Here is a 22,700-nt window from a genome sequence, read left to right on the forward strand (position 1 = left end):
ATGAAAATTCAATAAGTTCGGTATCTCTACAATTAGGAGTAACGTAGGGAAAGGAATTGAACCTACGAGTAAATAAGCAGACGAGTGAACAAGCAGACAAATCAACGAGACATTGTGGGAACAGAAGAATAAACGCGTAGACAAGGAATATTAGTCGTCTACGCGAATCATGGACGCGGGATTAGAAACTTTGCCTGCTAAAAAGAATAAGGCCCGATAAGAAACCTGTGCGAATGATGGATTATAAATTGTGAATTATGAATTAAGAGGCCACCACCTTGAAACGGATGCGGAAGGAGTGGGTCGACTCGTCCCAATTGGTACCGAGAAGCTCGAAACGACCGATCTGCGAGGTCGAACGCACGTGTTTTCCGATACAGGGACAGACGTCGAAGTGGCCGATACGTACCAGACGAATGGTTTCGGAAGCATCGTCGGGCAGACGATCGAGCTTGACATCTGCCGGGATATGGTTGCGATCTACATATTCATAAGTCACGGGCAGGTCTTCGGCAATGAGTTCGTTCATCCTTGTTTCAATGGCTTTCTCCTGCTTTCGGTCTGGCTTACGTTCGAGAATATAACTTACCTTGCTCTTTTTCCGCTCGATATGGGCATTGCGCGATCGCTCGCAACCGAACATCTGAATCATCACTTGATTGAGTAGATGCTCTGCCGTGTGAGCCGGCGGAAACTCTTCCTTGTTGTGCTCATTGAGCACATAGCCGTTCTTTTCCATCTTCATACTGAATTTATAAATACGCCCGCCGTACGGGCGGATGTCTGCCGGCAAGGTTCCGTCGCGCTTCAAGGAAAAGAGACAACTCTCACCTGTCAGCAGATCTGTGGCTGCCACCTCGCGCTCTGACATCCCAAGATAGTCGAAAGCGTGGCCGGGAATATTGACATTGAGCAGCACACGCTGTCCCGAGAAGTTGACGATGACCAACAACACGTCATCGTCACACTTGCGCAGGAACGCAAATTGAGAATAGGGATTGAACTGCCACGACTGTGGATTGACATACATCAGATCGAAGAATCTGCCCTCACGCACAGCCTTTTCGCGATTAGCAATCCGTAGAATCTGCTGGTATCGCAAGGCCAAATGCTTCTGTTCGGCCGTTAACGCTGCACGTTTGAAATAGCCTTTGTATATGGCATCCACAGCCCAATAGTCGAAAATGGTGGTCCGCCCGTCTGTTCCGCTAAAGCCTTCGCGGTCCATTCCTCGCTCACCATACTCCTGTCCGGCATACAACATAAAGGGATTGGTCTGCATCAGGGCACTAACGATCAGTCCGGGCAGGGCTTTCCGACCTTCTCCGCAGAAGTAATCGCTGGCCACACGCTGCTCGTCGTGGTTCTCTAAGAAATACAACATTCGGTCGGTCATATCACCGACAACCTGCCATTGGTAAGTGATTGACGAGGCAGGCCGCTCTCCGCGTATAACCGCACGGACACAATCGTACATTCCTACTTTATCATAAAGATAATCGAATCCGCTGTCGATGTAACTACGATATTGCTCCGGGTCATAGACCTCGCCGATAAACAACAGTCCGGGAAATCGTTCTTTGACAATCTGCGTGGCATAAGCCCAAAAGGCAGTCGGCACCATCTCGACCATATCGCACCTGAAACCGTCCACGCCTTTGGCTGCCCAAAAGAGCAGAATATCGGTCATTTTAATCCACGTATTGGGCACGGGGTCGAAATGTTCGCTGCGCCCGCCGGCATCGCAATAATCTATTCCGTAATTTAGCTTCACCGTCTCGTACCAGTCGTTGATGCCGGGATGGCTGTCGAAACGGTCGTTTCCCGTCGCCTTGGCGGGCATTTCAACATATGGTTCGGCTGCTCCGCACTTTAAATCGAACTGAGGCGCAAAAGGTTCTCCCGTACAATAATAGAAGTTGTTCTGTAAATCGAAACGCTTGCCAGCGTCATCGTCCTCACCAAGATCTCGGACATCGGCAGGCTTGACAATCGAATGGTACTGACGCGCTACGTGATTGGGCACAAAATCGATGATCACACGCATCCCCGCGGCGTGTGTTCGGTCAACAAGTTCGCTCCACTCGTCCATCCGTTGTTCCACATCGTCAGCCAAGTCAGGGTCGATATCATAATAATCAGTGATGGCGTAAGGCGATCCTGCACGTCCCTTCACCACAGCTGGATGCTGACGAGGAATGCCGTATCGCGAATAATCGGTAGCAGTAGCATGACGAACTACGCCCGTATACCAAATATGAGTGACTCCGAGCGTGTGGATGCGCCTCAATGTGGGTGCATCAAAGTCGCTCAACTTACCACAACCGTTTTCGGCAAGCGTACCATTCACTTTGCGAGTGAGATTCCGATTGCCGAAAAGTCGCGGTAAAGTCTGATAAATAATAATCTTTTTTTTGTTCACTTCGGTTGTCTGTCCCTCTCCCGCAAATAAGGAGAAACTGTGAAAATCCGTTCGCTTAGGCCTCTATCCCATGTGCCTTTACGTCTTTGGCAATGCGGACAATCATTCCCTGCAAAGCCTTGCCGGGACCGCATTCGGTAAAATCATCAGCACCGTCGGCCACCATATTCTGCACGCTCGATGTCCAACGGACGGGACTCGTGAGTTGCGAAATCAAATTGGCCTTGATATCTGCGGCTGCGGTATGCGGTTTCCCATCTACGTTTTGGTACACAGCACACTTCGGATCGTTGAAGTCAGTCTTCTCGATAGCCTCTTGCAATTCGTCCTTGGCAGGCTTCATCAACGGTGAATGAAATGCTCCACCCACCTTCAAAGGCAATGCCCGTTTGGCACCGGCAGCTTTCAGCCTTTCGCACGCAGCGTTAACGGCACCTACATTACCCGAAATCACCAACTGACCGGGGCAGTTATAATTAGCAGGAATAACCACATCGCCTGCCGTACTTACTTCACGGCAAATCTCTTCTACCTTTTCATCAGACAGACCGATGATAGCTGCCATCGTACCAGGAGCCACATCGCAGGCCTTCTGCATCGCCATAGCACGAGCATAAACCAATCTCAAGCCATCTTCAAAGCTTAACGCGCCGGCTGCTACCAATGCGGAGAACTCGCCGAGCGAATGTCCTGCTACCATCGAAGGCTTGAATGCGTCGCCCATACACAATACACTGATCACGCTGTGGAGGAAAACGGCTGGCTGAGTAACTTTCGTCTGCTTCAACTCTTCATCCGTTCCGTTAAACATAATATCTGTGATTCTGTACCCGAGAATGTCGTTTGCTTTATCAAAAAGTTCTTTTGCCAACGGGCTGTTGTCGTAAAGTTCCTTACCCATACCGACAAACTGCGCTCCCTGTCCGGGAAAAACAAATGCTTTCATATACCTTAATATTATATACTTTTATTATTTCAGAGATGCAAAAGTAATAAAAATATCGCGAACCAAACAGCGTATGCCGGTTAAATTAATGATTATTAGTGTCTTCCTAATACCAACCGACATACCTGTTCATTAAACATAAAAAATCCCGACTGCTTACTTGCGTAGCGATCGGGATTCATATAGATTTGCTTTACAGTGCAAATGTTATTCTGCTGCGGATTCCTCGTTTTCTGTAACAGAGACTTCTACTTCTGCAACAGGAGCTTCCTCTACCTTGACTTCAGCCGAAACCTCTGTCTCGGGAGCTTCTTCCACAGCGGCATTCTCTGCAACAACTTTCACGGGAACTTTCACTTCAACATCCTTGTGAAAATGAATCGTTGCCTCAAAGTCACCCACTTTCTTAATATCGTGCATTGTAATGATCTTGCGATCGACTTCAATACCCCGTTTTTTCAATTCTTCTGCCACTGTGGCAGCATTTACTGAGCCGTAAGTTACGCCCGTTGCCGAAACCTTAGCCTCAATAACCAAAGCCACATCTTGCAACGCTTCGGCACGCTTCTCGGCATCAGCCTTGATAGCAGCCAGTTTATGTGCCTGCTGTTTCAGATTCTCTGCAAGAACTTTCTTAGCAGAATCCGAAGCGATAACTGCCTTACCTGTCGGAATCAAATAGTTGCGACCATAACCGTTCTTCACGGTAACGATATCGTTTTTATAGCCCAGTCCGATAATATCTTCTCTCAGTATGAGTTCCATTCTGTTTCCCTCCTCTAATTATTTCATCAAATCGGTCACATAAGGAAGCAAAGCGATCTGGCGAGCACGCTTGATAGCCTGTGCCACACGGCGCTGATACTTCTGAGATGTACCTGTAATACGGCGCGGGAGAATTTTACCCTGCTCATTCAAGAACTTCTTCAAGAACTCGGGATCCTTATAGTCGATATACTTAATACCACTCTTCTTAAAGCGACAATATTTCTTTTTCTTCGTATCTACTGACGGCGGAGTCAAATAACGGATTTCTGATGATCTCTGTTCTGCCATAATTAAACCTCCTCTTTTTTAGCGTATTTGCTCTTTCTTTTCTCTGCATATTCAACCGCATACTTGTCAAGCTTGACTGTCATAAAGCGAATGACTTTCTCATCTCGGCGGAATCCGGTCTCGAGAGTTTTAATTACAGACGGCTCTGCTCTGAATTCCAACAAGTTATAAAAACCCGTCGACTTCTTTTCAATAGCATAGGCCATCTTCTTCAGCCCCCAGATCTCCTCATTCACAATCTCTGCACCATTATCGGCAAGCAGTTTCGTGAACTTAGCGACCGTTTCCTTCATCTGTTCATCAGACAAAACGGGAGTCAAAATGAAAACGGTTTCGTAATGATTCATACTACTTATAAAATGAATTAATTTGTTGTTATTTTGCAAAATGCAGTGCAAAGGTAATGCTTTTTATTGAGTCTGCCAAACATTTCCTTTCCATATTTCTCCAGACAGCTATACTTTTTCCCTAAAATTAACTATTTCTTATTGCCTCTCCTGTCTGTCTTTTCAAATTGAATACTTACTTTTTCATATCCTATTGACAGCATCAACTTACGGAATTGGTCACGAGCATTCTGTTCGGCAATACTGACATTTTGAGGCGTCAGACAGCGGTGAAGCATCGTCCGGCAAGCCCGCTGATAGAGAACATCACGATCCTGTCCCGTCCAAGTTCCACTTTCAAAGAATGAAGTTGTGCGAGCCTCATCAATGAAATCATTATCGAGGAGTTTGACCGGAGGTAGTAGGACAACAACTGAATCTTTTTCTGCTTTGATCCAACCAGGAGTAGCCTCGTGAAGGTTGATGCCGAGACGCAATGTTCCATAATAAATACGCACTAATTCGCTGTCGCCGAAAAAACCGTGAGCAACAGTATCAATAAGTTCTTCATCGCTGACGGAGAGAAACTCCCATTCACCGATATCTTCAATAGCACGTATCTGTGTGGGCGTCACGCTGATTCGGTCATTCTGCGTAATGCCGACGGAAGTCCCTCTAAGCCCCCAAACGATAAGGCCAAGCAAAATAACGACTGCTACAATAGCAATGATGAGTGACAACCCGTGCAAACGCGAGATATAATCGAGGGCAGAAAAGAATCTATGGGTTAACTTTTTCATTTCGTTCTGATATTTGATTTAAGAATAAAACGATATCACCAAATGTAAATTGTTTGCGGAACGTAATAGTAATATTTTGTTCCTCATATCCCATCCGACGTAATATCGGAATCAGTATACGCGCAGCACTTTCCTGTGCTTGAGCGATAATACCCATCCGCGGAATATCATTAATGATAGCCCGACGCCCCTGCCGCTCATAGGCCGACAGTTCTTCGTCGGTGAAACGTGAGCGAGTGAGGGCCACAAACTGCCTGACATCACGATTATTGATACGACTCGACGTGAGCGTAACACGCGGATCAGGAAGGATGATCTCAATCTTTCGACCTCTGCGATGAATCTGATCAGCCGAAAAGTCACTGAAATCCACATAAGCTTTTAGTGTAGCATCCATCGGAATAGCCACCTTGCGCTTCCCCAGAGGCAGGTCAATGCTGAAATCATGACGCAGGAATCTGCCGGTCAATTTCTTCTGATCATTGTGCGTAATGATTTTGTGCACACGAAACTCAGTGGTATATAGACGCGAGCATTTCTGTATTTGCAGCACCATCATAGGTATTGTGTCCACAAAGTTGGCTTTGTCGGCAGATTTCTTGTGCGTACAGGAAAGAGCAGTGAACATTGTCAACAGGAATATCAACAGATTTATCTTCATTTTCTTAATGTATAATTTGCTTGCAAAGATAAGCATTTACTGTTAGAATTTTAGTACCTTTGCACACAAAGCAGTATAAAACGATGAGAAAAATTCAATATTCAGCATTGGGAATATTGATTGCCAGCACGCTGACTGCATGCCATAGCAAACGCAATCCCAATGAGATTATCGTAAAAAAGCCTGTTATCGTACAACCGAGAAAGACGATCAAAATGGGCGATTATGAGCAGACACGCAAAGTGGAATGGTTGGGAGCCACGTACACAATTGCCGTTCGGTTTTCCGCGGACACATCGTTACCGACAGCTTCAGACGGCAATCAAAAATATTTTGACAACCAAGTCCAACTTCGGATATTACGCAAAGACGATAGCGAGTTTTTCAATCGCACTTTTACCAAGGCAGATTTTGAGAGTTGTTTGGATGAATCCTTCCGCAAGAATGGTGCTTTATTAGGTATAGTCTTCAATCGCACAGAAGATGATAATCTTTATTTTGCAGCAAGCGTGGGATCGCCTGACAAATCAAGCGATGAATATGTGCCATTGGTATTGAAACTATCCAAAACGGGAAAAGTCACTATCAGCAAAGATAATCAGTTAGATACAAGCAGTGATGTCGCACCCGAAAAAACACCAGATGATGACGACAGCGTCTAAAATAGACAGCACTTGTGAATAACTGATCCATAAATACCACATTTACTCGTGGACAAGCATCGCGTGAGCCTCTTCAAAAACCTTGGGATATTGGCTGATAAAGCAGAGATTGATTAAGCAATTGGCGGCCAATTCAATATCTGAAAGATCGACACCCGGCTCCCTGATGACATCCTTACCAAGACAAAACGACCACGTGCCTTCAAAATCTCGATCTTCCGCTCCAATTGTGGAATAAGAAGATTTTTCGTTATGCATTACTTTATAACGTATCTTTTTCTTGGACGGAGCCATCGATGTATCCATCAACAAATTGTAAGCTACCTTGAGCGGATGTCGATATTTGCCTGTTCCTGGGAACATATCGGCAATGATCGGCATCAGTTCGTCGAAGTCATAAGCTTGTAATAAGTCTTTCAATTTCATCTTTTATTCTATTGTTTTATTTTCCTTGTAATAGAAATAGGCAGACAGAGCCTTGCGCTCGTTTATTACAGAATGCGAAGTGCAATATGGGCACACGCCTCGGCATCGGCAAGTGCGTGGTGATGAGACTTCAAATCGAATCCACAACGTGCGGCAACGGTCTGCAACTGATAATTGGACAATTCTCCGCAGAGAAACGCCCGACGGGCACCCAATAGCGTACAGAAAAACGGATAATCGGGATACGCCATCCCATAAGCCTGAAATACGGCTTTCAGACAATTCTCATCAAATGCCTTGTTGTGTGCGACTAATGGCAGATATTTGATTTTCGGAGCAATCTCTGCCCAAATTTCGGGGAAGAGCGGTTGCCCATCGGTATCCAGTCGGGTAAGTCCGTGGACCTGAGTAGTAAACTGTGTATAGAAATATCGGTGTAGGCTGAATCAAATGATAATACGTATCGGCAATCTCACCATCTTCTACAATCACTACCCCTACGCTGCATACACTGGTACGATAACCATTGGCTGTTTCAAAATCTATGGCAGCGAAATCTCGCATCGCTCAGAATTTGGCCATCTTAATCGCATCAATAGCACACTCATCGCCTTTGTTTCCAAGTCTGCCTCCACATCTATCTTTAGCTTGTTGCAGATCATTGGTGGTGAGAAGGCCATAGATAACAGGGATTTCTCCGGTAGAATTAAGGCGCGCGATACCGTAAGTCACACCTTGGCAAATGTAATCGAAATGCGGCGTTTCACCCCGGATGACACACCCCAAGATGATGACAGCATCATAACCGCCATTGAGACACATCTGATGTGCACCGTAAATGAGTTCGAAACTACCCGGAACTCGTTTAACGTGAATGTTCTCCGGTAGTGCGCCATGCTTCTCCAAGGTGCTGACAGCACCAGAAAGCAAGGCTCCAGTTACTTCCGGATTCCACTCGGAAACTACGATCCCGATGCACATATTGCTGGCATCGGGAACTTGAGCCTTGTCGTAATCCGACAAATGATGTAATGAAGTAGCCATTATTTAATGGATGCGCGTTCGATATATTTGTCTATTTCCTGACTCTGAACGAGCGGAGATGTGACATATTTCTTCTTGATATCTTGATAAAGAGACAATGCTTCGTCTTTCTTATTCTGGTTTTCGAGAATTTCGCCAGCCTGCAACAGAAAGATCGGTGAGAGACTATAATTAGCTCCATCGGCTGCTTTCGAGTCGGCCATATCCGCTGCTTTCTTCAAATTACTTACCGCTTTATCCAATTGATTGAGATGAGCGTAAACGTTGCCGAGTGCGGCAACAGCTGCAGGACTCACCATTGCGTCACTCGAAGGCGAATAAGCGTCAAGCGCCTGCTGTGCTTCTTTCCATTTACCAAGATTTGCATAGCAAAGACCTGCATAAAGATGAGCCAAATTCGCGGCATCTGTTCCACTGTAATCAGAAGCAATCGCATTGAAGCCAGCATAGCCTTGACCATCGCCGTTAAGTGCTTTATCAAATATTTCATTGTTAAAATACTCCTGCCCTTTAGCCAATGCCGTACTCGCTTTTTCTTCCCGCGGACCAGCAAAGAGTGATTTGTAAGCAAAAAAGCCTGCAATCACAATGACAATTGCGGCTACTGCAATGAAGATCGGCTTTCTGTATTTGGTCAGAAAAGCCTCAGACTTCGGTTGAGCCTCGTTAGCGGCTCCTTGAACGTGTTTGTTTGCCATTATCTTTATTCGTTTTATATGTTCCTGTTTTATAAGCGTGGCAAAATTACTGATTTTCTCTCACATTCTGAAATATATTCTTTACTTTTTTCGTTTTTCACTACTGAAACCCTTAACTTTGCAGTATCGAAGACAGATACGAAGCGAATGATTTTACAGAACATCTCTATTTTGAATTATAAGAACATACGGGCGGCAAATTTGGAACTGTCACCCAAGATGAATTGTTTGATCGGACACAACGGCGAAGGAAAGACAAACTTCCTCGATGCAGTGTATTATCTCTCGTTCTGTCGCAGCGCATTCAACCCTATTGACTCGCAACTCATTACCCACGGAACCGACTTTTTCGTACTCGAAGGTCTCTATCTGACTGACGGCGGCGATGAGGAAAGCATTTATTGCGGGATGAAGCGCGGCGTGAAAAAGCATTTCAAACGAAATAAAAAGGAATATAAGCGGCTGTCGCAACATATCGGACTGATTCCGCTGATCTTCGTATCGCCTGCCGACTCGGCACTGATCGAGGGCGGCAGCGACACGCGGCGACATCTGATGGATGTCGTTATCGCACAGTATGATCGCACTTATATCGAGGCATTGGCGCTCTATAACAAAGCGCTTCAGCAGCGTAATGCTTTGTTGAAGATGGAACAAGAGCCTGATCCGGCACTGATGGAGATTTGGGAACAGCAAATGGCAGAGCAGGGTGAGATTCTTTTTGAAAGGCGTACAGCTTTTGTCGAGCAACTCACTCCGATCTTTCAGGATATCCACAACCAACTTTCAGGCGGCAAAGAAACCGTCACACTCCGTTATATTTCGCACTGTCAGCGCGGCCCATTGCTGCAAATCATCCAACGCGACCGACAGAAAGACCGTGCCGTAGGCTTTTCCCTACACGGCATCCATCGTGATGACTTAGAGATGTTGATCGACGGTTATCAGATGAAACGCGAGGGAAGCCAGGGACAAAACAAGACTTATGTACTGGCTTTAAAGCTCGCCCAATTTGATTTTCTCCGTCGCACGGCTTCTCAAACCACACCATTACTGCTCTTGGACGATATTTTCGATAAACTCGATGCCCGTCGCGTAGAACAAATTGTACACTTAGTCTCGGGCGAAAACTTCGGACAAATATTCATTACAGACACCAATCGCGATCATCTTGACCGCATTCTCCGCAACGGTTCGTTTGATTACAAACTCTTCAACGTGGCCGACGGAGAGATCACCGAGAAGAAAGGAGACACCGGTGTTTAAACGCGACGTACTGCCTTTGGGCCAAATCCTACAACGATTGTTACGCGAAGAGGGTTTTGAAACACCGCTTAACCAAAAGCGATTAGTGGAATCGTGGAGCAAAGTGGCAGGTCCTACAGTGGCGCGCTACACCTCCGAGACCTTCATCAAAAATCAAACACTCTTTGTCAAGATACTCAATCCTGCCCTTCGGCAAGACCTTTCGATGATGCGCAGCCAACTCGTGCGCCGTCTCAATGCTGAAGTGGGAAGTCAGGTCATCACTGATGTCAGGGTTTATTGACAATTGATCGTCGGTATTGGGATTCCGGATAAAAGAACAAAACGGATGCAACGAAAAGGCTCTTATATATGTCTAAAATCTAAATGTATAGAAAATGTCTTGCAATTAACTGTCAGACGCCGGCCAATCAACTGTTAAACGCAGTGCAACTAACCATTAAACGCAGTGCACTTAACGGTTAGTTGCACTGCGTTTAACGGCTTTTCATTTTCCGTTTAAAAATAACGACATTCACTCCGCGATCTCTCCGCTACCGAAACAGCGGTGATGCTGCTCATCATAAACCACACAAAACTGACCGGGAGCTACACCTTGCAGCAACTCCGAAGAGTGAACGAGATATTCGCCAGCAGCAGTCTGCTCCATCCGTGCTGAATGAAATTCGGGTGTATGGCGAATTTTGAAAGTTACATTCACCATTTCCACAGGTTCGGTCAGGAAGTGGAAATCCCGTATTTTGAAATCTTTCTTATAAGCCGTAAGCGGTTCGTAACCTTTGCTTACATAGAGAATATTTTGTGCAATATCCTTTTTCACGGCATACCAAGGGCCACCGCCGAAACCCAATCCGTGACGTTGGCCGATAGTATGAAACCAAAGTCCTTTATGCCGGCCTATTTTTCGTCCTGTTTCCAACTCCAACACATCGCCCGAATTCTCACCAAGGTATCGACGAATATAGTCATTATAGTTGACCTTTCCTAAGAAACAGATTCCCTGACTGTCTTTGCGCTTAGCATTGATCAGATGCTCGCGCTCGGCTATTCGGCGCACGTCGTCTTTCATATAATGACCAATGGGAAAGAGCGCTTTCTTCAATTGCCAACCGTAAATCTGTGCAAGAAAATCCGTTTGATCCTTAACGGGATCCGGACTGGTTGTCAGCCATTTCTTACCGGCGATGATCTCGGTCTGTGCATAATGCCCCGTAGCTATCAAGTCATACCGATGCCCCGCCTTTTCATCAAAAGCGCCGAACTTGATAAGTCTGTTACACATTACATCCGGATTCGGTGTGAAACCCGCCCGCACCTTATCCATCGTATAACGAGTCACCTCATCCCAATACTCCCGATGACAGTCAACCACTTCCAAACGACAACCGAATCGTCGAGCCACAATCGTTGCCATCTCCAAATCTTCTTCCGAAGAACAATCCCAAGCCTCATTCTCGTCGGGGCCAATCTTGATATAAAAGCAATCGGGATGCAATCCGTACTGCGCCAACTCGTAAACCACAACCGAACTATCCACGCCTCCCGACAGGAGTACGGCTATCCGTTTATCCGTCAAATTCTCATTCATAGTTGCAAACTTACGCATTTTTTCCGAATTTCGCCTATGAACTCATTCAAAATACAATAAAAATGTTATCTTTGCAGCCATTAAAACACCAAACGGATGACAACTTTCACAGACACGATTACCGCCGAACTGCAAGTGCTCTCACAAGAAGAGAAGCGCCGAATACTGCCGCGCTTTTTCAAAACAGGCAAAGGCGAATATGGTGAAGGCGACAAATTCTTAGGCGTTGTGGTGCCGAACGTGAGGGCGGTAGCACGGAAACACAAAGAGGCAAGTCTCGACGAAGTGCGCGAGCTGATGAGTTCAGCGTGGCACGAAGTACGTCTCTGCGCGCTGCTCATAATGGTCGAGCGATGCAAACGTGCCGATAACACGACCCGCAAGGCATTTTTCGACCTCTACCTATCGCTCACAGAGCGCATCAATAACTGGGATTTGGTCGACCTTTCCTGCCGTTTCATCGTCGGCGAATATCTATTAGACAAGCCGCGCGACATCCTCTACCGTCTTGCAGACAGCCCGTTGCTATGGGACAACCGCATCGCCATCGTATCCACCTATGCCTTTATACGGCTCAATCAGCTCGATGATACGTTCGCATTAGCCACCCAAATGATGGCACATCCACACGACCTGATGCACAAAGCCATCGGTTGGATGCTACGCGAAGCCGGCAAGCGCGATGAACCAAGGCTCCACGAGTATATCCTGCACCATCGGAGAGAAATGTCTCGCACAATGCTGCGATATGCCATCGAGAAATTTTCGCCTCAGATCCGAGCCCAATTAATGGCTCGTCCCTAATCGTTACAACGCCTCTTTCAATACGTTGGGAATCTCGATTTCGTTGCATTTAATGATTTCCAACTTGCGAACACCTTCTTCTGAAAGCGAAAAATTCATCTGCCGATGGTCGCGCTGCCCCATCACACGATGAACAAAATGTTTGTCTTCGACCTGCCGAATGAGTTTCGATGCAATCGAAGGAAGCACTCCGAGCGCTCGGGCGATATCGCCCGACGTCATATCGCCCTCCTCACTCAATGTACAGAGCAACATCGCCTCGTTGATGCTCAGGGAAAATTGTGCCTCAAAAGTGTCTTCAAATACGGATATGGCACGGTAAATATCACGTATTTTGCAAATCGTATTCTTATCCATTGTTTGTAGGTTTTTTAATTTTTAATTGATCAGTTTTTTCAAGTCATTAAACTTTGAGTTGCCGGTCTGTCGGTTTTCCGTATCGAAAAAGGAGAAACCCACGAACTTTTCCACCTAAAACACACATCGTTTCCCGATAAAAACAACATCGTTTTCGACGAAAGATAGCGCCGCTTTCAGCAAAAGAACTATACTTTCCAATAAAAGACATTACTGCTTTTGAAGAAAAAGTACGGACTTTTTGCCCGAAAAGTACGGACTTTTTCAGTGAAAAGTCCGTACCTTTTTCAGCACACACTCGCATCATTCCGCAACATACTCATTTACAACATATTATATAAACAGGTTTACATTGGCATTTTCGGCCCGTTCCATATATGTGGCCACACCGCCGACGGTAACCCCGTCTATCAATTCTTCTCTCTGCACCCCCATCATATCCATCGACATCTGGCAGGCTATGAACTCGACACCATTGTCCAAGGCTTGCTGACGCAGCTTCTCGAGCGAATCGATGTTCTTTTTCTTCATTATATAGCGCATCATTCGGTCGCCGAGGCCGAGCATACTCATCTGTGAAAGGCGCAGTTTTCGGGAGTCGGACGGCATCATCCACGAGAACATTCGCCCGAAAATGTCTTTCTTTACCGCCGGTTTCAGCTCTCTCTTAATCACGTTCAGTCCCCAAAACGTAAAGAAAACAGACACTTTATGCCCCGTTGCGGCGGCTCCGTTGGCCAGTACGAACGTGGCCAATGCGCGGTCGAGATCATCGCTGAACATTATCAGTGTCTTGTTTTTGCTGTCCGTCAATGTCTGTACTTCCCGTCTATGAGAAGAGGCTTTCTCAACGACCACCGTATGATAGCCTCCGTCGGCATTCATCTCAACGATTTTGTTGCCCGTAGACTTGCACCACGCCCCTGCATCACGAGGGAATCCCGCATCCGTGGCTTGCACCTCCACACGATCACCAACGGTTGCATTGTCCATCGCTTTCTTCAACTTCATAATAGGGCCGGGGCACTGCAAACCGCACGCATCAACCTTAATGACCTGCCGGCATTCGTCGGCTGTCCGGAGCGGTACCGTCGGACAAGATGAAGACTCGCGACGCCTTACATTCAATACGGGCATCGTGGCTAATGAATAGATCTGATATCCGCCCGAGAGATTCCACACATCGGCATATCCGCGCCCCATCAGAATGCGCTGAGCCAAATAGCCTCGCAACCCCACAGCACAGAAAATGACGATCTTCTTGTTGCGAGGTATCTCGCAGATACGCTCTCGCAGATCATCGAGCGGTATATTTACGGCACCTTCGATCGTACCGAGTTCGAACTCGGCAGGTGTTCGCACGTCGAGCAACAGCACCTGCGAACGGTCGGTATCGCGCAGTTTGCGCCAATCAATCACCGGCATTGCCCCACTAATAATATTGCTTGCCGCATATCCGGCAATGGCAATCGGATCCTTGGCCGACGAGAACGGCGGAGCATAACACTGTTCGGTCTTGATCAGGTCGTAGACAGTTCCGCCCTGCTTGATGATCTGCGCAATCTGGTCGATACGCTTGTCCACACCGTCGTTGCCTACACACTGCGCTCCGAAAAGGCGCCCGTCTGTCGGACTGAATGTGAGTTTCAGCGTCAACGGGAATGCCCCAGGATAATATCCGGCGTGAGAAAGCGATACTGTCGTACTGCTCCGATAGCCTACTCCCATCTGTTTCAATCGTTTGGCCGGTAGTCCTGTCGTTCCGACAACCAGATCGAAAACTTTGGCAATGGCTGTCCCGATAGCTCCTTCATATTCGGTCTGATTACCGAAGACCATATTATCGGCCACAATACGTCCCTGCCGGTTGGCCGGTCCCGCCAAATAATTCAGCCACGGCTTACCCGTGAGCGGATGCGTGAATTCTATTGCATCGCCCACAGCATATACGTCGGGGGCCGAAGTCTCTAAAAACGCATTCACCTTAATACCGCGTTCGCCTAAATCAATACCCGCTTTAACGGCTAAATCGGTAACAGGACGCACGCCGATAGACAACAACACCATATCCGCCTCGATCTTTTCGTCACTGCTAAGGTATACAGCAATACGGTTATTCAACCGTTCAAACCGCTCTACTCCTTGCCGTAAATATAGACTCATCCCTTTATCCAACAAATGGCGATGCACGTGCGAAGCTATTGAAAAGTCGACCGGAGCCATCACTTGCTCTGCCATCTCAATGATAGAAACAGGTATACCGGCATTATGCAGATTCTCGGCCATCTCTAAGCCGATAAAACCACCGCCGACAACCACGGCATCCCGCACCGCGTGTGTATCCAAATAATTCTTGATTCGGTCGGTATCTTCAACATTGCGCAGGGTAAAAATACCTTCTGTTTCAATGCCTTTGATCGGAGGACACATCGGAGCAGAACCCGGCGAAAGTAAAAGTTTGTCATAATGTTCCGTATATTCCGTTCCATCAATACGCCGCACAGATATTCTTTTACCGACAGTATCGATACCAACAACTTCATTCTCCACCCGTACATCAATATTAAATCTGCGTCCGAACGACTCGGGAGTCTGCACAAAGAGCTTCTCCCGCTCTTTGATAACACCCCCGACATAATAAGGCAGACCGCAATTGGCATACGAGATATACTTCCCTTTCTCAATCAATACAATCTCCGCACTCTCGTCGGCACGACGAATCCGTGCCGCAGCAGTAGCTCCTCCCGCCACGCCTCCTATAATAATATGCTTCATAAACTATTCAATATTTTACTCAATTAATGGCTGCAAAGTTACAAAAAAGATTTTACAAAGAATATTTTCCAATCGAAAATAGATATAGAATTAAAAATATTACATCCTTTTATATGCAAGTAATATGATGTTAGTTTCCTCGGTTAATTACAACATATCAGAATTATTTGATCAATCGTCTTAGTATCTCTAAATACTATCCGAAATAGGATAAAACAAATAATTGCCGTAACTTCAATGAGTTACGACAATTACCTCTTCTAATCTTTTCCTTGTATCTCCTACTTCAGAGAATATTGAGTGGAGCTGGAGGGAGTCGAACCCTCGTCCAAACAGGGAAACCATACGCTTTCTACACGCTTATTCCGGACTTCAATTTTCGTGCTGAGGCAAGACCCGGACCACCAACTACAACCTTAGCCTCTAAATTTCATACGCCAAGCGAGGCATTGACGCACTATTTCCGATTTACTTGCACCGCTTGGACAAAGAACTTCGGAACAACAGCCTTTGAGCGATGTCTCGTCCTGTCACCTGGTGACGGGATCAAGCCAATAACCTACTGTACTTCGGTTAGGCAGCGAGAGCGTAGTTATTTTCGCCAATTAAATTCTTGATAACTGAGATTATGGAGCCAGCCACCGATGCTCCGCGTGCTTACATACCATTTCATCCCGCTGTCAAATCCAGTCAACCCCATTATAATCATTTGGTGTTAATTGACAAAGGAGGATTTTGCAAAATTACAAAAAACAAATGAGAGACACAAATAAATCACGCAATTTGTTTAATAATAGTCGTATTCCCACAAAAAATATCTATCTTTGCAAGAAATCAAAGAATTCTCCGTTCTAACAATGATGAAAAAACTAATTATATATATTGTGCTCTCGCTCTTTTGTCCGTTGACAATGATTGCACAGTCGACAATGACAGACGCACAGATTATGCGCTTTGTTGCCAAAGAACGAAAAGCAGGCACGTCTCAGGCACAAATTGTGACTAAACTGATAGAACGTGGCGTGGACATCACTCAGATTCGGCGTATCAAGAAAAAATATGAAAGACAAGTCAAACAGCAGGGACTTGGCGTCGTTGAGGATGAATCAGTTAGCGCGAAAGATGAACGAACGCAGAAAGACAACGGCAAAAAGAAAGATCCGAAAGGAAAATATTCCAATCAAAGACTGCAAAAGATTAAGGGTGAAAGCACATCGCAAAGCAGCAATGATGACACCGAACGGCTATTGATGCAAAAGGAGTTAGCCGGTATGATGCCCGAAGACACGGCAACAATATCAATACTGACAACGAAAAAGAATGACGAGAATAAGCGGAAGATATTCGGCCGCGACATTTTCAATCAGAAAGAACTGTCGTTTGAGCCGAATATGAATATTGCCACACCCCAGAATTATCGATTAGGACCAGGTGATGCTGTTGTTATCGACATCTATGGCGCCTCACAAAAGACAATCAACGCAACTGTCTCACCTGACGGGGACATAACCATCGAAGGCTTTGGTCCTATGCAAGTGAGTGGGCTCACCGTGAATGAGGCCAATGCCCGTCTGCGTACAACATTGGGTACAAGATTCAGGAGTTCGAGAGTCAGATTGACAGTAAACCAAACCAAAACCATTATGGTTAATGTGATGGGCGAGGTGCATACGCCGGGTACATACACTCTATCGGCTTTCGCCACGGTATTCCACGCCCTTTATATGGCCGGCGGTACCAATGACATCGGTACATTACGTAATATTAAAGTCTTCCGAAACAACAGATTGGTAACCGTCGTCGATATTTACGACTATATTCTGAACGGTAAACTCACAGGCAATATTCGACTGGCAGATAACGATGTGATTGTAGTCGGCCCATACGACTGCCTTGTCGACATCACAGGCAAGATAAAACGCCCGATGTTTTATGAAATGAAAAAGAATGAAAGCATCGCGACACTGCTGAAATATGCAGGCGGGTTTACAGGAGACGCGTATCGTAAGACCGTCAGAGTGATTCGCAAGACCGGTCGTGAATACTCCATTTATAATGTCGGCGAATTTGATATGGGATCTTTTCACGTTGCCGATGGCGACTCTGTAAGCGTCGATTCTATCCTCTCCCGCTTTGAAAATCGAGTTGAAGTTCGCGGTGCCGTTTTCCGACCGGGAATGTACCAAGTAGGCGGCGAGATCAATAGTGTACGCACACTTATTGGACACGCCGAAGGAGTAACGGAAGATGCCTTTACGCCCCACGCTGTGATGCATCGAATGAAACCCGACCGCACGTTGGAAATCATTCCCGTTGATGTTGAAGGTATAATGAGTGGTAAAACAGCTGATATTCCGCTGCAAAAGAATGACATTCTTTTCATCCCAACCAAACAAGAGATGATGCAGCAGCAAACGATTACGATTCACGGTGAAGTGCAATATCCCGGCATTTATCAATATGCAGACAATGAGACCATCGAAGACTTTATCTTGCAAGCAGGAGGATTGAAAGATGCAGCATCCACGGTAAAAGTAGATATTGCCCGTCGTGTGAAAAATCCCAAAGCATTGACAACCGACAGTGTGATAGCCCACACTTATACATTGGCCCTAAAAGACGGGTTCGTAATCGACGGAACACCGGGCTTTACTTTGATGCCGTTCGACGAAGTATACGTACGAAAAAGTCCAAGCTATTCAGTTCAGAAGAATATAAGTATTGAAGGACAAGTAATGTTTTCGGGTACTTATACTTTATCTCAAAAGAACGAACGGCTGAGCGATATTGTTCGGAAAGCCGGAGGAGTAACGGACAGAGCTTACATCGCGGGAGCACGCCTCGAAAGACGGATTACCCTGGAAGAGCGTCTACGTATGCAAACCATTGTACAAATGGCACGGGCACAACAAGGTGAGAAAGATTCATTGGCTATGAACAAATTGGATTTAGGCGATACCTATTTTGTCGGAATCGAACTGGATAAGGCACTGGCTCATCCCGGTGGAGATGCAGATTTCATCCTGCGTGAAGGCGATCGCCTTATCGTCCCCGAATATAATGGAACGGTAAAGATCAGCGGTGATGTGATGTATCCTAACACCGTGGCTTTTGAGAAAGGAAAACGCCCAGCCTATTACATCGATCAGGCCGGTGGATGGGGTAATCGCGCAAAAAAGAGCCACACCTATATTATATATATGAACGGTACCGTAGCCAAAGTCGGACATAACGCCAAAGTACTACCGGGTTGTGAGATTGTTGTTCCTAGTAAACCAGCAAGAAGCGGATTACGACTGACAGAATGGTTGAGTATCGGAACCACAGCAGCCACCATCGCCACAATGATTGCTACCATCGCAAACATTGTAAAATAGACAGATAACACTCGGCTTCAATTTACAGTCACAGTTCCACGGCTTTCAGCATTAAAGATTACGAATCTCCCGCGGGTAACGTTCACATTTAGTCCATCTGAACGAATCTCCCGCGGGAAATATTTAATGTGAGTTCGACGAATTTAAAATAATCTATTGCTGTCCGCTAAAAGTTTTTCTCTCAATAAAAATTAGGCTGAAACCCAAGAGAGGGTCTCAGCCTTTTTGGTTACCTTTGTTTTCCTCGCAAAAAAAACATAACCATGCACAAAGGTACACATTTTATCGGGCAAATGCAAGAAAAGAGATGTTTTATGCAGGTTGATGGTAAGTGATTGAGAATGTGTGAAAAACACGGATTATAGCCGTGTATTGCTTAGAGGGTGAAAGTGCAGAAAATGTGGATTTGTGCAGAAGATACGTTACCAAATCGTTAGCCAAATGTGTGTGAATAAAACGAGGTAACGATAAGCAGTTTGTACAGTGGTGGCGATTTCTGCCATTATGGTGTTTATGCACTGAACCACAATATTTTGCATAACCAAAAACGCTTCAAAAAAGGGTAACTTTGCCCACAAAAACAGAAGCGTATGCAAAAAGGGAAAATGAAGGTTTTGCTCTACCTCAAAAAGAGTGGTTTGGACAAGTCGGGGCAGGCTCCGATAATGGGACGGATAACCTATAATCGCACGATGGCTCAATTCAGCAGTAAGCTGTCGTGCAATCCCAAGTTGTGGAATGTGCGAGAGAGCCGATTGAATGGCAAGAGCCGTGAAGCAGTGACAACCAATGCAAAGTTGGAACAACTGCTTCTCTCTGTACAACGAGCGTACCAAACGCTTTGTGATAGAGGTATAGAGTTCTCTGCAAAAGACATCAAGGAGCAGTTCCAAGGCTCAATGCAGAACCGCACTACGTTCTTTCAACGCTACGACCAGATGGTGGAAGACGAGAAGCAATTGGTTGGCGTGGAGATTTCGGCACGTTGGCACTCGATGTATTACATGCTCAGAAAGCATCTGCAAGCCTTTATTCAGGAACGATATCGCACCGGCGACATTACCTTTGGGCAACTAACCGAGGATTTCTTGGACGGCTTACATCAATACAGCGTGGGAAAACATGGTCATTCACAGAGTTATTACCGCAAGATGGCATTGGCAGTCAAGAAAGTATGCCGTTTGGCTTTTCGCGAGGGTATCATAGACCGTCCTCTCTTTGACCTTGTCAAGATAGACAGAGGAGAGAGTAAACTGCCCAGAGCGTTGGACAGGGCTTCTTTTGATAGGATAAAGCAAGTCCGATTAGAAGAGGAGGAAACAGAACTGACACTTGCCCGTAACCTTTTCCTGTTCACCTGCTATACAGGCACAGCCTTTTGCGATATGATGAATCTGCGCAAGGAACATCTTGTGCAGGATGATGCAGGGGCTATGTGGCTTAAATTCAGAAGACAAAAGACTAATACTCTTTGTCGGGTAAAACTTCTGCCCCAAGCCGTTACTTTGCTTGATACATGCCATTCGGATGAACGGGACACGCTTTTACCGACTATCAGCTACGAGACCTATCGTTTCCTCCTGAAAGCCCTGCAACTGAGAGCAGGAATTGCCTTTCCCTTGACCGCACATATCGGACGGCACACCTTTGCGACATTGATAACCTTGGAGAATGGAGTGCCGATTGAAACGGTGAGTAAAATGCTTGGACACAGCAAGATTGAGACCACCGAGCGTTATGCCCATGTAACACCGAAGAAAGTATTTGAGGAGTTTGGTCGCTTCCTCTCTTTCACAGAAGATTTAACCCTTAGCCTTTGAGATTATGCGCAGTACATTCAACATTTTATTCTACATCAATCGCAGTAAACTGAAAGCAGATGGCACAACGGCAATCCTTTGCCGTATTACGATAGACGGCTCAAAAGTCGTGATGTCCACAGGAGAAAACACATTGCCCGGCGATTGGAGCGTAAAGCGACAGGAAACCAACGACAAGCAGCAGAACCAACGCTTGCATTCGTTTCGTGAGAAGATTGAGCAGGGGTATAATACGTTGCTCTTGCAATTTGGTGCGGTGAGTGCCGAGCTGCTTAAAAACCACTTGCAAGGTGTCGGAGCAAATCCGACCACTTTGCTTGCTCTTAGCCGAGAGGTATTATTGACAATTCAATCTACAAGAGTCTTAAGCACATACCAAAGTTGCTGTTGCTACCACAGGCAGCTGGAACTCTTTGTGGAAAGTAGAGGAAAAACAGACATTCCTCTTACGAGCCTTACGATGGAGTTTTTCGATGATTATCGCATCTACTTCAAGCGAAAAGGCTATGCCTTATCCTCAACGAAACAAAATCTCTTTTGGCTAAGCCGATTGATGTATAGAGCTGTGAGCCAGCAAACCATTCGCTATAATCCTTTTGAGGATGCCAAGTATGAGCGAGTAGAGCGAAAAATTCGCTGTCTGGGCAAGACGGCGGTTGCCCGTCTGTTGGCTATGCCCTTTCAAAACGAACAGGCGGAGTTTGTGCGGAGGATTTTTCTTTTCTCCGTATTCACAGGTTTGGCTTTTGCCGATGTGAGCAAGTTACGATACTGTGATATTGAGACAAACAATGCAGGAATACGCTATATCCGTCAGTACAGAAAGAAGACAGCTGTAGAGAGCATCACGCCTCTGCACCCGATAGCCGAGCAAATACTCTCGCTTTACCCACTGAAAGACAAGAAAGAGGATAGTCCTATCTTCGCAACCTCGATGAGTAGAATGCAGATAGGCATGCACCTCAAGGCTGTTGGTTTGGCTTGTGGCATTCGCCAATCCCTTTCCTTTCACATGGCTCGCCATTCTTTCGGTACGCTGACATTGGAGGCTGGTATACCGATTGAGAGTATTGCCAAGATGATGGGACATGCCTCTATTGCCAGCACGCAAATCTATGCGCAAATCACCGACCAAAAGATTTCAAGGGATATGGACAGGCTAATAAAAAGTTCTGCACGACACGAATAAACTCACATCTGTCATTAGAGATTTATATTTAATAAATGAGAAAAGATTCTATAAACATAAATCTATCCCTAAAGGAAGACTAACGATATTTTAACTCTTTGTGAGTGTTCCTCGCTCGTTCGTGCCCTAAGCAAATAAATCTGAAATATTATATCTGTTGGCAGTAGGAGTTGTTTTCCTTTTCTGTTGTGAGATGTGATTGATGGCTTATCTCCCTGTGAATTCGGACGGCAAAGAACAGTGTCATCAAAGTTGCAAAGATGTCGGCGACAGGCTGGGCATAAAGCACACCATTCAGTCCCCAATATGATGGAAGCAGTAATATGGCAGGGATAAAAAACAGCCCTTGTCGTCCGATATTGAGCAGAAGGCTCTGCCTTGCTCTTCCGATTGCCATATATAGCGTGGAATACACAAATTGAAATCCAAAAGTGAAGAACATAATCGTATTGGCTCTAAGCGCAATTCTTGCTATTTCCTGCA

The 22,700-nt window shown here is 45.9% G+C and carries 20 protein-coding genes, 1 other RNA gene and 2 pseudogenes; 7 read left to right on the top strand and 16 right to left on the bottom strand.

All coding sequences use genetic code 11. The annotated features are described in order from the left end of the window. Nucleotides 1-262: 262 nt before the first annotated feature. From RWY97_RS09565 to RWY97_RS09595, 7 genes are all read right to left on the bottom strand, one after another. A complete protein-coding gene (locus RWY97_RS09565; RefSeq protein ID WP_315566877.1) occupies nucleotides 263-2,422 on the bottom strand; it encodes an alpha-amylase family glycosyl hydrolase in 2,160 nt (719 codons plus the stop codon). A gap of 55 nt (nucleotides 2,423-2,477) precedes the next feature. Continuing rightward, nucleotides 2,478-3,368, bottom strand: coding sequence for an ACP S-malonyltransferase (gene fabD / locus RWY97_RS09570; RefSeq protein WP_315566879.1), 891 nt, complete (start codon nucleotides 3,366-3,368; stop codon nucleotides 2,478-2,480). A gap of 207 nt (nucleotides 3,369-3,575) precedes the next feature. Then, nucleotides 3,576-4,133, bottom strand: a complete 558-nt coding sequence (rplI, locus tag RWY97_RS09575; protein WP_315566881.1) for a 50S ribosomal protein L9 — start codon at nucleotides 4,131-4,133, stop codon at nucleotides 3,576-3,578. 18 nt (nucleotides 4,134-4,151) lie between these two features. Next, nucleotides 4,152-4,424, bottom strand: coding sequence for a 30S ribosomal protein S18 (rpsR, locus tag RWY97_RS09580; protein WP_021584620.1), 273 nt, complete (start codon nucleotides 4,422-4,424; stop codon nucleotides 4,152-4,154). 2 nt (nucleotides 4,425-4,426) lie between these two features. Beyond that, on the bottom strand, nucleotides 4,427-4,771 hold the full coding sequence (rpsF, locus tag RWY97_RS09585) for a 30S ribosomal protein S6 (RefSeq protein WP_315566883.1): 345 nt from the start codon (nucleotides 4,769-4,771) through the stop codon (nucleotides 4,427-4,429). A 131-nt stretch (nucleotides 4,772-4,902) separates the two neighbouring features. Continuing rightward, nucleotides 4,903-5,550 (bottom strand): DUF4230 domain-containing protein, encoded by a 648-nt coding sequence (locus RWY97_RS09590; protein WP_315566884.1) that lies wholly within the window; start codon nucleotides 5,548-5,550, stop codon nucleotides 4,903-4,905. Further along, nucleotides 5,531-6,211 carry a DUF4230 domain-containing protein gene (locus tag RWY97_RS09595; RefSeq protein ID WP_315566886.1) on the bottom strand — a complete coding sequence of 227 codons (681 nt, stop codon included), beginning with the start codon at nucleotides 6,209-6,211 and terminating at the stop codon, nucleotides 5,531-5,533. Before RWY97_RS09595 ends, RWY97_RS09590 begins: the two co-directional genes overlap by 20 nt. A gap of 83 nt (nucleotides 6,212-6,294) precedes the next feature. Here RWY97_RS09595 and RWY97_RS09600 point away from each other — a divergent pair, with 83 nt between their 5' ends. After that, nucleotides 6,295-6,873, top strand: a complete 579-nt coding sequence (locus RWY97_RS09600) for a DUF4738 domain-containing protein (RefSeq protein WP_315566888.1) — start codon at nucleotides 6,295-6,297, stop codon at nucleotides 6,871-6,873. A gap of 42 nt (nucleotides 6,874-6,915) precedes the next feature. On the opposite strand, the gene RWY97_RS09605 is transcribed toward RWY97_RS09600, so the two are convergent. From RWY97_RS09605 to RWY97_RS09620, 4 genes and pseudogenes are all read right to left on the bottom strand, one after another. Continuing rightward, nucleotides 6,916-7,299 (bottom strand): hypothetical protein, encoded by a 384-nt coding sequence (locus RWY97_RS09605; protein WP_315566890.1) that lies wholly within the window; start codon nucleotides 7,297-7,299, stop codon nucleotides 6,916-6,918. Between the two features lie 65 nt (nucleotides 7,300-7,364). Further along, nucleotides 7,365-7,863: pseudogene (locus tag RWY97_RS09610) on the bottom strand (3'-5' exonuclease). 3 nt (nucleotides 7,864-7,866) lie between these two features. Then, on the bottom strand, nucleotides 7,867-8,343 hold the full coding sequence (gene ribH / locus RWY97_RS09615) for a 6,7-dimethyl-8-ribityllumazine synthase (RefSeq protein WP_315566892.1): 477 nt from the start codon (nucleotides 8,341-8,343) through the stop codon (nucleotides 7,867-7,869). Then, nucleotides 8,343-9,041, bottom strand: coding sequence for a tetratricopeptide repeat protein (locus RWY97_RS09620; RefSeq protein ID WP_024991724.1), 699 nt, complete (start codon nucleotides 9,039-9,041; stop codon nucleotides 8,343-8,345). Before RWY97_RS09620 ends, ribH begins: the two co-directional genes overlap by 1 nt. 147 nt (nucleotides 9,042-9,188) lie before the next feature. Here RWY97_RS09620 and recF point away from each other — a divergent pair, with 147 nt between their 5' ends. Together recF and RWY97_RS09630 are read left to right on the top strand one after the other, a co-directional pair. After that, nucleotides 9,189-10,307 (top strand): DNA replication/repair protein RecF, encoded by a 1,119-nt coding sequence (gene recF, locus RWY97_RS09625; protein WP_315566895.1) that lies wholly within the window; start codon nucleotides 9,189-9,191, stop codon nucleotides 10,305-10,307. After that, nucleotides 10,300-10,590 carry a DciA family protein gene (locus tag RWY97_RS09630; protein WP_021584732.1) on the top strand — a complete coding sequence of 97 codons (291 nt, stop codon included), beginning with the start codon at nucleotides 10,300-10,302 and terminating at the stop codon, nucleotides 10,588-10,590. Before recF ends, RWY97_RS09630 begins: the two co-directional genes overlap by 8 nt. A gap of 231 nt (nucleotides 10,591-10,821) precedes the next feature. On the opposite strand, the gene mnmA is transcribed toward RWY97_RS09630, so the two are convergent. After that, on the bottom strand, nucleotides 10,822-11,895 hold the full coding sequence (gene mnmA / locus RWY97_RS09635; RefSeq protein ID WP_024991726.1) for a tRNA 2-thiouridine(34) synthase MnmA: 1,074 nt from the start codon (nucleotides 11,893-11,895) through the stop codon (nucleotides 10,822-10,824). Between the two features lie 96 nt (nucleotides 11,896-11,991). Here mnmA and RWY97_RS09640 point away from each other — a divergent pair, with 96 nt between their 5' ends. Beyond that, on the top strand, nucleotides 11,992-12,699 hold the full coding sequence (locus RWY97_RS09640) for a DNA alkylation repair protein (protein ID WP_315566897.1): 708 nt from the start codon (nucleotides 11,992-11,994) through the stop codon (nucleotides 12,697-12,699). A gap of 3 nt (nucleotides 12,700-12,702) precedes the next feature. Here the strand turns inward: RWY97_RS09640 and RWY97_RS09645 are convergent, their stop codons facing one another. The 3 genes from RWY97_RS09645 to ssrA all read right to left on the bottom strand — a co-directional run bounded on the left by RWY97_RS09645 (nucleotide 12,703) and on the right by ssrA (nucleotide 16,529). Further along, complete coding sequence (locus tag RWY97_RS09645) at nucleotides 12,703-13,056, bottom strand: MarR family winged helix-turn-helix transcriptional regulator (RefSeq protein WP_024991728.1); 354 nt, start codon at nucleotides 13,054-13,056, stop codon at nucleotides 12,703-12,705. 333 nt (nucleotides 13,057-13,389) lie between these two features. Continuing rightward, nucleotides 13,390-15,831: a DsrE/DsrF/DrsH-like family protein gene (locus RWY97_RS09650; RefSeq protein ID WP_315566899.1), complete on the bottom strand. Its 2,442-nt coding sequence runs from the start codon at nucleotides 15,829-15,831 to the stop codon at nucleotides 13,390-13,392. Between the two features lie 298 nt (nucleotides 15,832-16,129). After that, nucleotides 16,130-16,529, bottom strand: a transfer-messenger RNA (tmRNA) gene (gene ssrA / locus RWY97_RS09655). A gap of 162 nt (nucleotides 16,530-16,691) precedes the next feature. Here ssrA and RWY97_RS09660 point away from each other — a divergent pair. The 3 genes from RWY97_RS09660 (at nucleotide 16,692) to RWY97_RS09670 (ending at nucleotide 22,217) form a co-directional block, all read left to right on the top strand. Next, complete coding sequence (locus RWY97_RS09660) at nucleotides 16,692-19,208, top strand: SLBB domain-containing protein (RefSeq protein WP_315566902.1); 2,517 nt, start codon at nucleotides 16,692-16,694, stop codon at nucleotides 19,206-19,208. Nucleotides 19,209-19,798: 590 nt separating this feature from the next. Next, on the top strand, nucleotides 19,799-21,028 hold the full coding sequence (locus RWY97_RS09665; RefSeq protein ID WP_045167842.1) for a site-specific integrase: 1,230 nt from the start codon (nucleotides 19,799-19,801) through the stop codon (nucleotides 21,026-21,028). A gap of 4 nt (nucleotides 21,029-21,032) precedes the next feature. Beyond that, nucleotides 21,033-22,217, top strand: coding sequence for a site-specific integrase (locus RWY97_RS09670; RefSeq protein WP_045167841.1), 1,185 nt, complete (start codon nucleotides 21,033-21,035; stop codon nucleotides 22,215-22,217). A 148-nt stretch (nucleotides 22,218-22,365) separates the two neighbouring features. Here the strand turns inward: RWY97_RS09670 and RWY97_RS09675 are convergent. After that, nucleotides 22,366-22,700 (bottom strand): annotated as a pseudogene (locus tag RWY97_RS09675) (MATE family efflux transporter); the annotation flags it as partial.

The sequence above is a fragment of the Hoylesella pleuritidis genome, from assembly GCF_963541955.1.
In the GTDB taxonomy this organism is placed as follows: Bacteria; Bacteroidota; Bacteroidia; order Bacteroidales; family Bacteroidaceae; genus Prevotella; species Prevotella pleuritidis.

Excerpts from the sequence above, each read along its gene's own strand:
- fabD (WP_315566879.1), bottom strand. The coding sequence starts at position 3,368 with ATGAAAGCATTTGTTTTTCCCGGACAGGGAGCGCAGTTTGTCGGTATG.
- rplI (WP_315566881.1), bottom strand. The coding sequence starts at position 4,133 with ATGGAACTCATACTGAGAGAAGATATTATCGGACTGGGCTATAAAAAC.
- rpsR (WP_021584620.1), bottom strand. The coding sequence starts at position 4,424 with ATGGCAGAACAGAGATCATCAGAAATCCGTTATTTGACTCCGCCGTCA.
- rpsF (WP_315566883.1), bottom strand. The coding sequence starts at position 4,771 with ATGAATCATTACGAAACCGTTTTCATTTTGACTCCCGTTTTGTCTGAT.
- RWY97_RS09590 (WP_315566884.1), bottom strand. The coding sequence starts at position 5,550 with ATGAAAAAGTTAACCCATAGATTCTTTTCTGCCCTCGATTATATCTCG.
- RWY97_RS09595 (WP_315566886.1), bottom strand. The coding sequence starts at position 6,211 with ATGAAGATAAATCTGTTGATATTCCTGTTGACAATGTTCACTGCTCTT.
- RWY97_RS09600 (WP_315566888.1), top strand. The coding sequence starts at position 6,295 with ATGAGAAAAATTCAATATTCAGCATTGGGAATATTGATTGCCAGCACG.
- RWY97_RS09605 (WP_315566890.1), bottom strand. The coding sequence starts at position 7,299 with ATGAAATTGAAAGACTTATTACAAGCTTATGACTTCGACGAACTGATG.
- ribH (WP_315566892.1), bottom strand. The coding sequence starts at position 8,343 with ATGGCTACTTCATTACATCATTTGTCGGATTACGACAAGGCTCAAGTT.
- RWY97_RS09620 (WP_024991724.1), bottom strand. The coding sequence starts at position 9,041 with ATGGCAAACAAACACGTTCAAGGAGCCGCTAACGAGGCTCAACCGAAG.
- recF (WP_315566895.1), top strand. The coding sequence starts at position 9,189 with ATGATTTTACAGAACATCTCTATTTTGAATTATAAGAACATACGGGCG.
- mnmA (WP_024991726.1), bottom strand. The coding sequence starts at position 11,895 with ATGAATGAGAATTTGACGGATAAACGGATAGCCGTACTCCTGTCGGGA.
- RWY97_RS09640 (WP_315566897.1), top strand. The coding sequence starts at position 11,992 with ATGACAACTTTCACAGACACGATTACCGCCGAACTGCAAGTGCTCTCA.
- RWY97_RS09645 (WP_024991728.1), bottom strand. The coding sequence starts at position 13,056 with ATGGATAAGAATACGATTTGCAAAATACGTGATATTTACCGTGCCATA.
- RWY97_RS09650 (WP_315566899.1), bottom strand. The coding sequence starts at position 15,831 with ATGAAGCATATTATTATAGGAGGCGTGGCGGGAGGAGCTACTGCTGCG.
- RWY97_RS09660 (WP_315566902.1), top strand. The coding sequence starts at position 16,692 with ATGAAAAAACTAATTATATATATTGTGCTCTCGCTCTTTTGTCCGTTG.
- RWY97_RS09665 (WP_045167842.1), top strand. The coding sequence starts at position 19,799 with ATGCAAAAAGGGAAAATGAAGGTTTTGCTCTACCTCAAAAAGAGTGGT.
- RWY97_RS09670 (WP_045167841.1), top strand. The coding sequence starts at position 21,033 with ATGCGCAGTACATTCAACATTTTATTCTACATCAATCGCAGTAAACTG.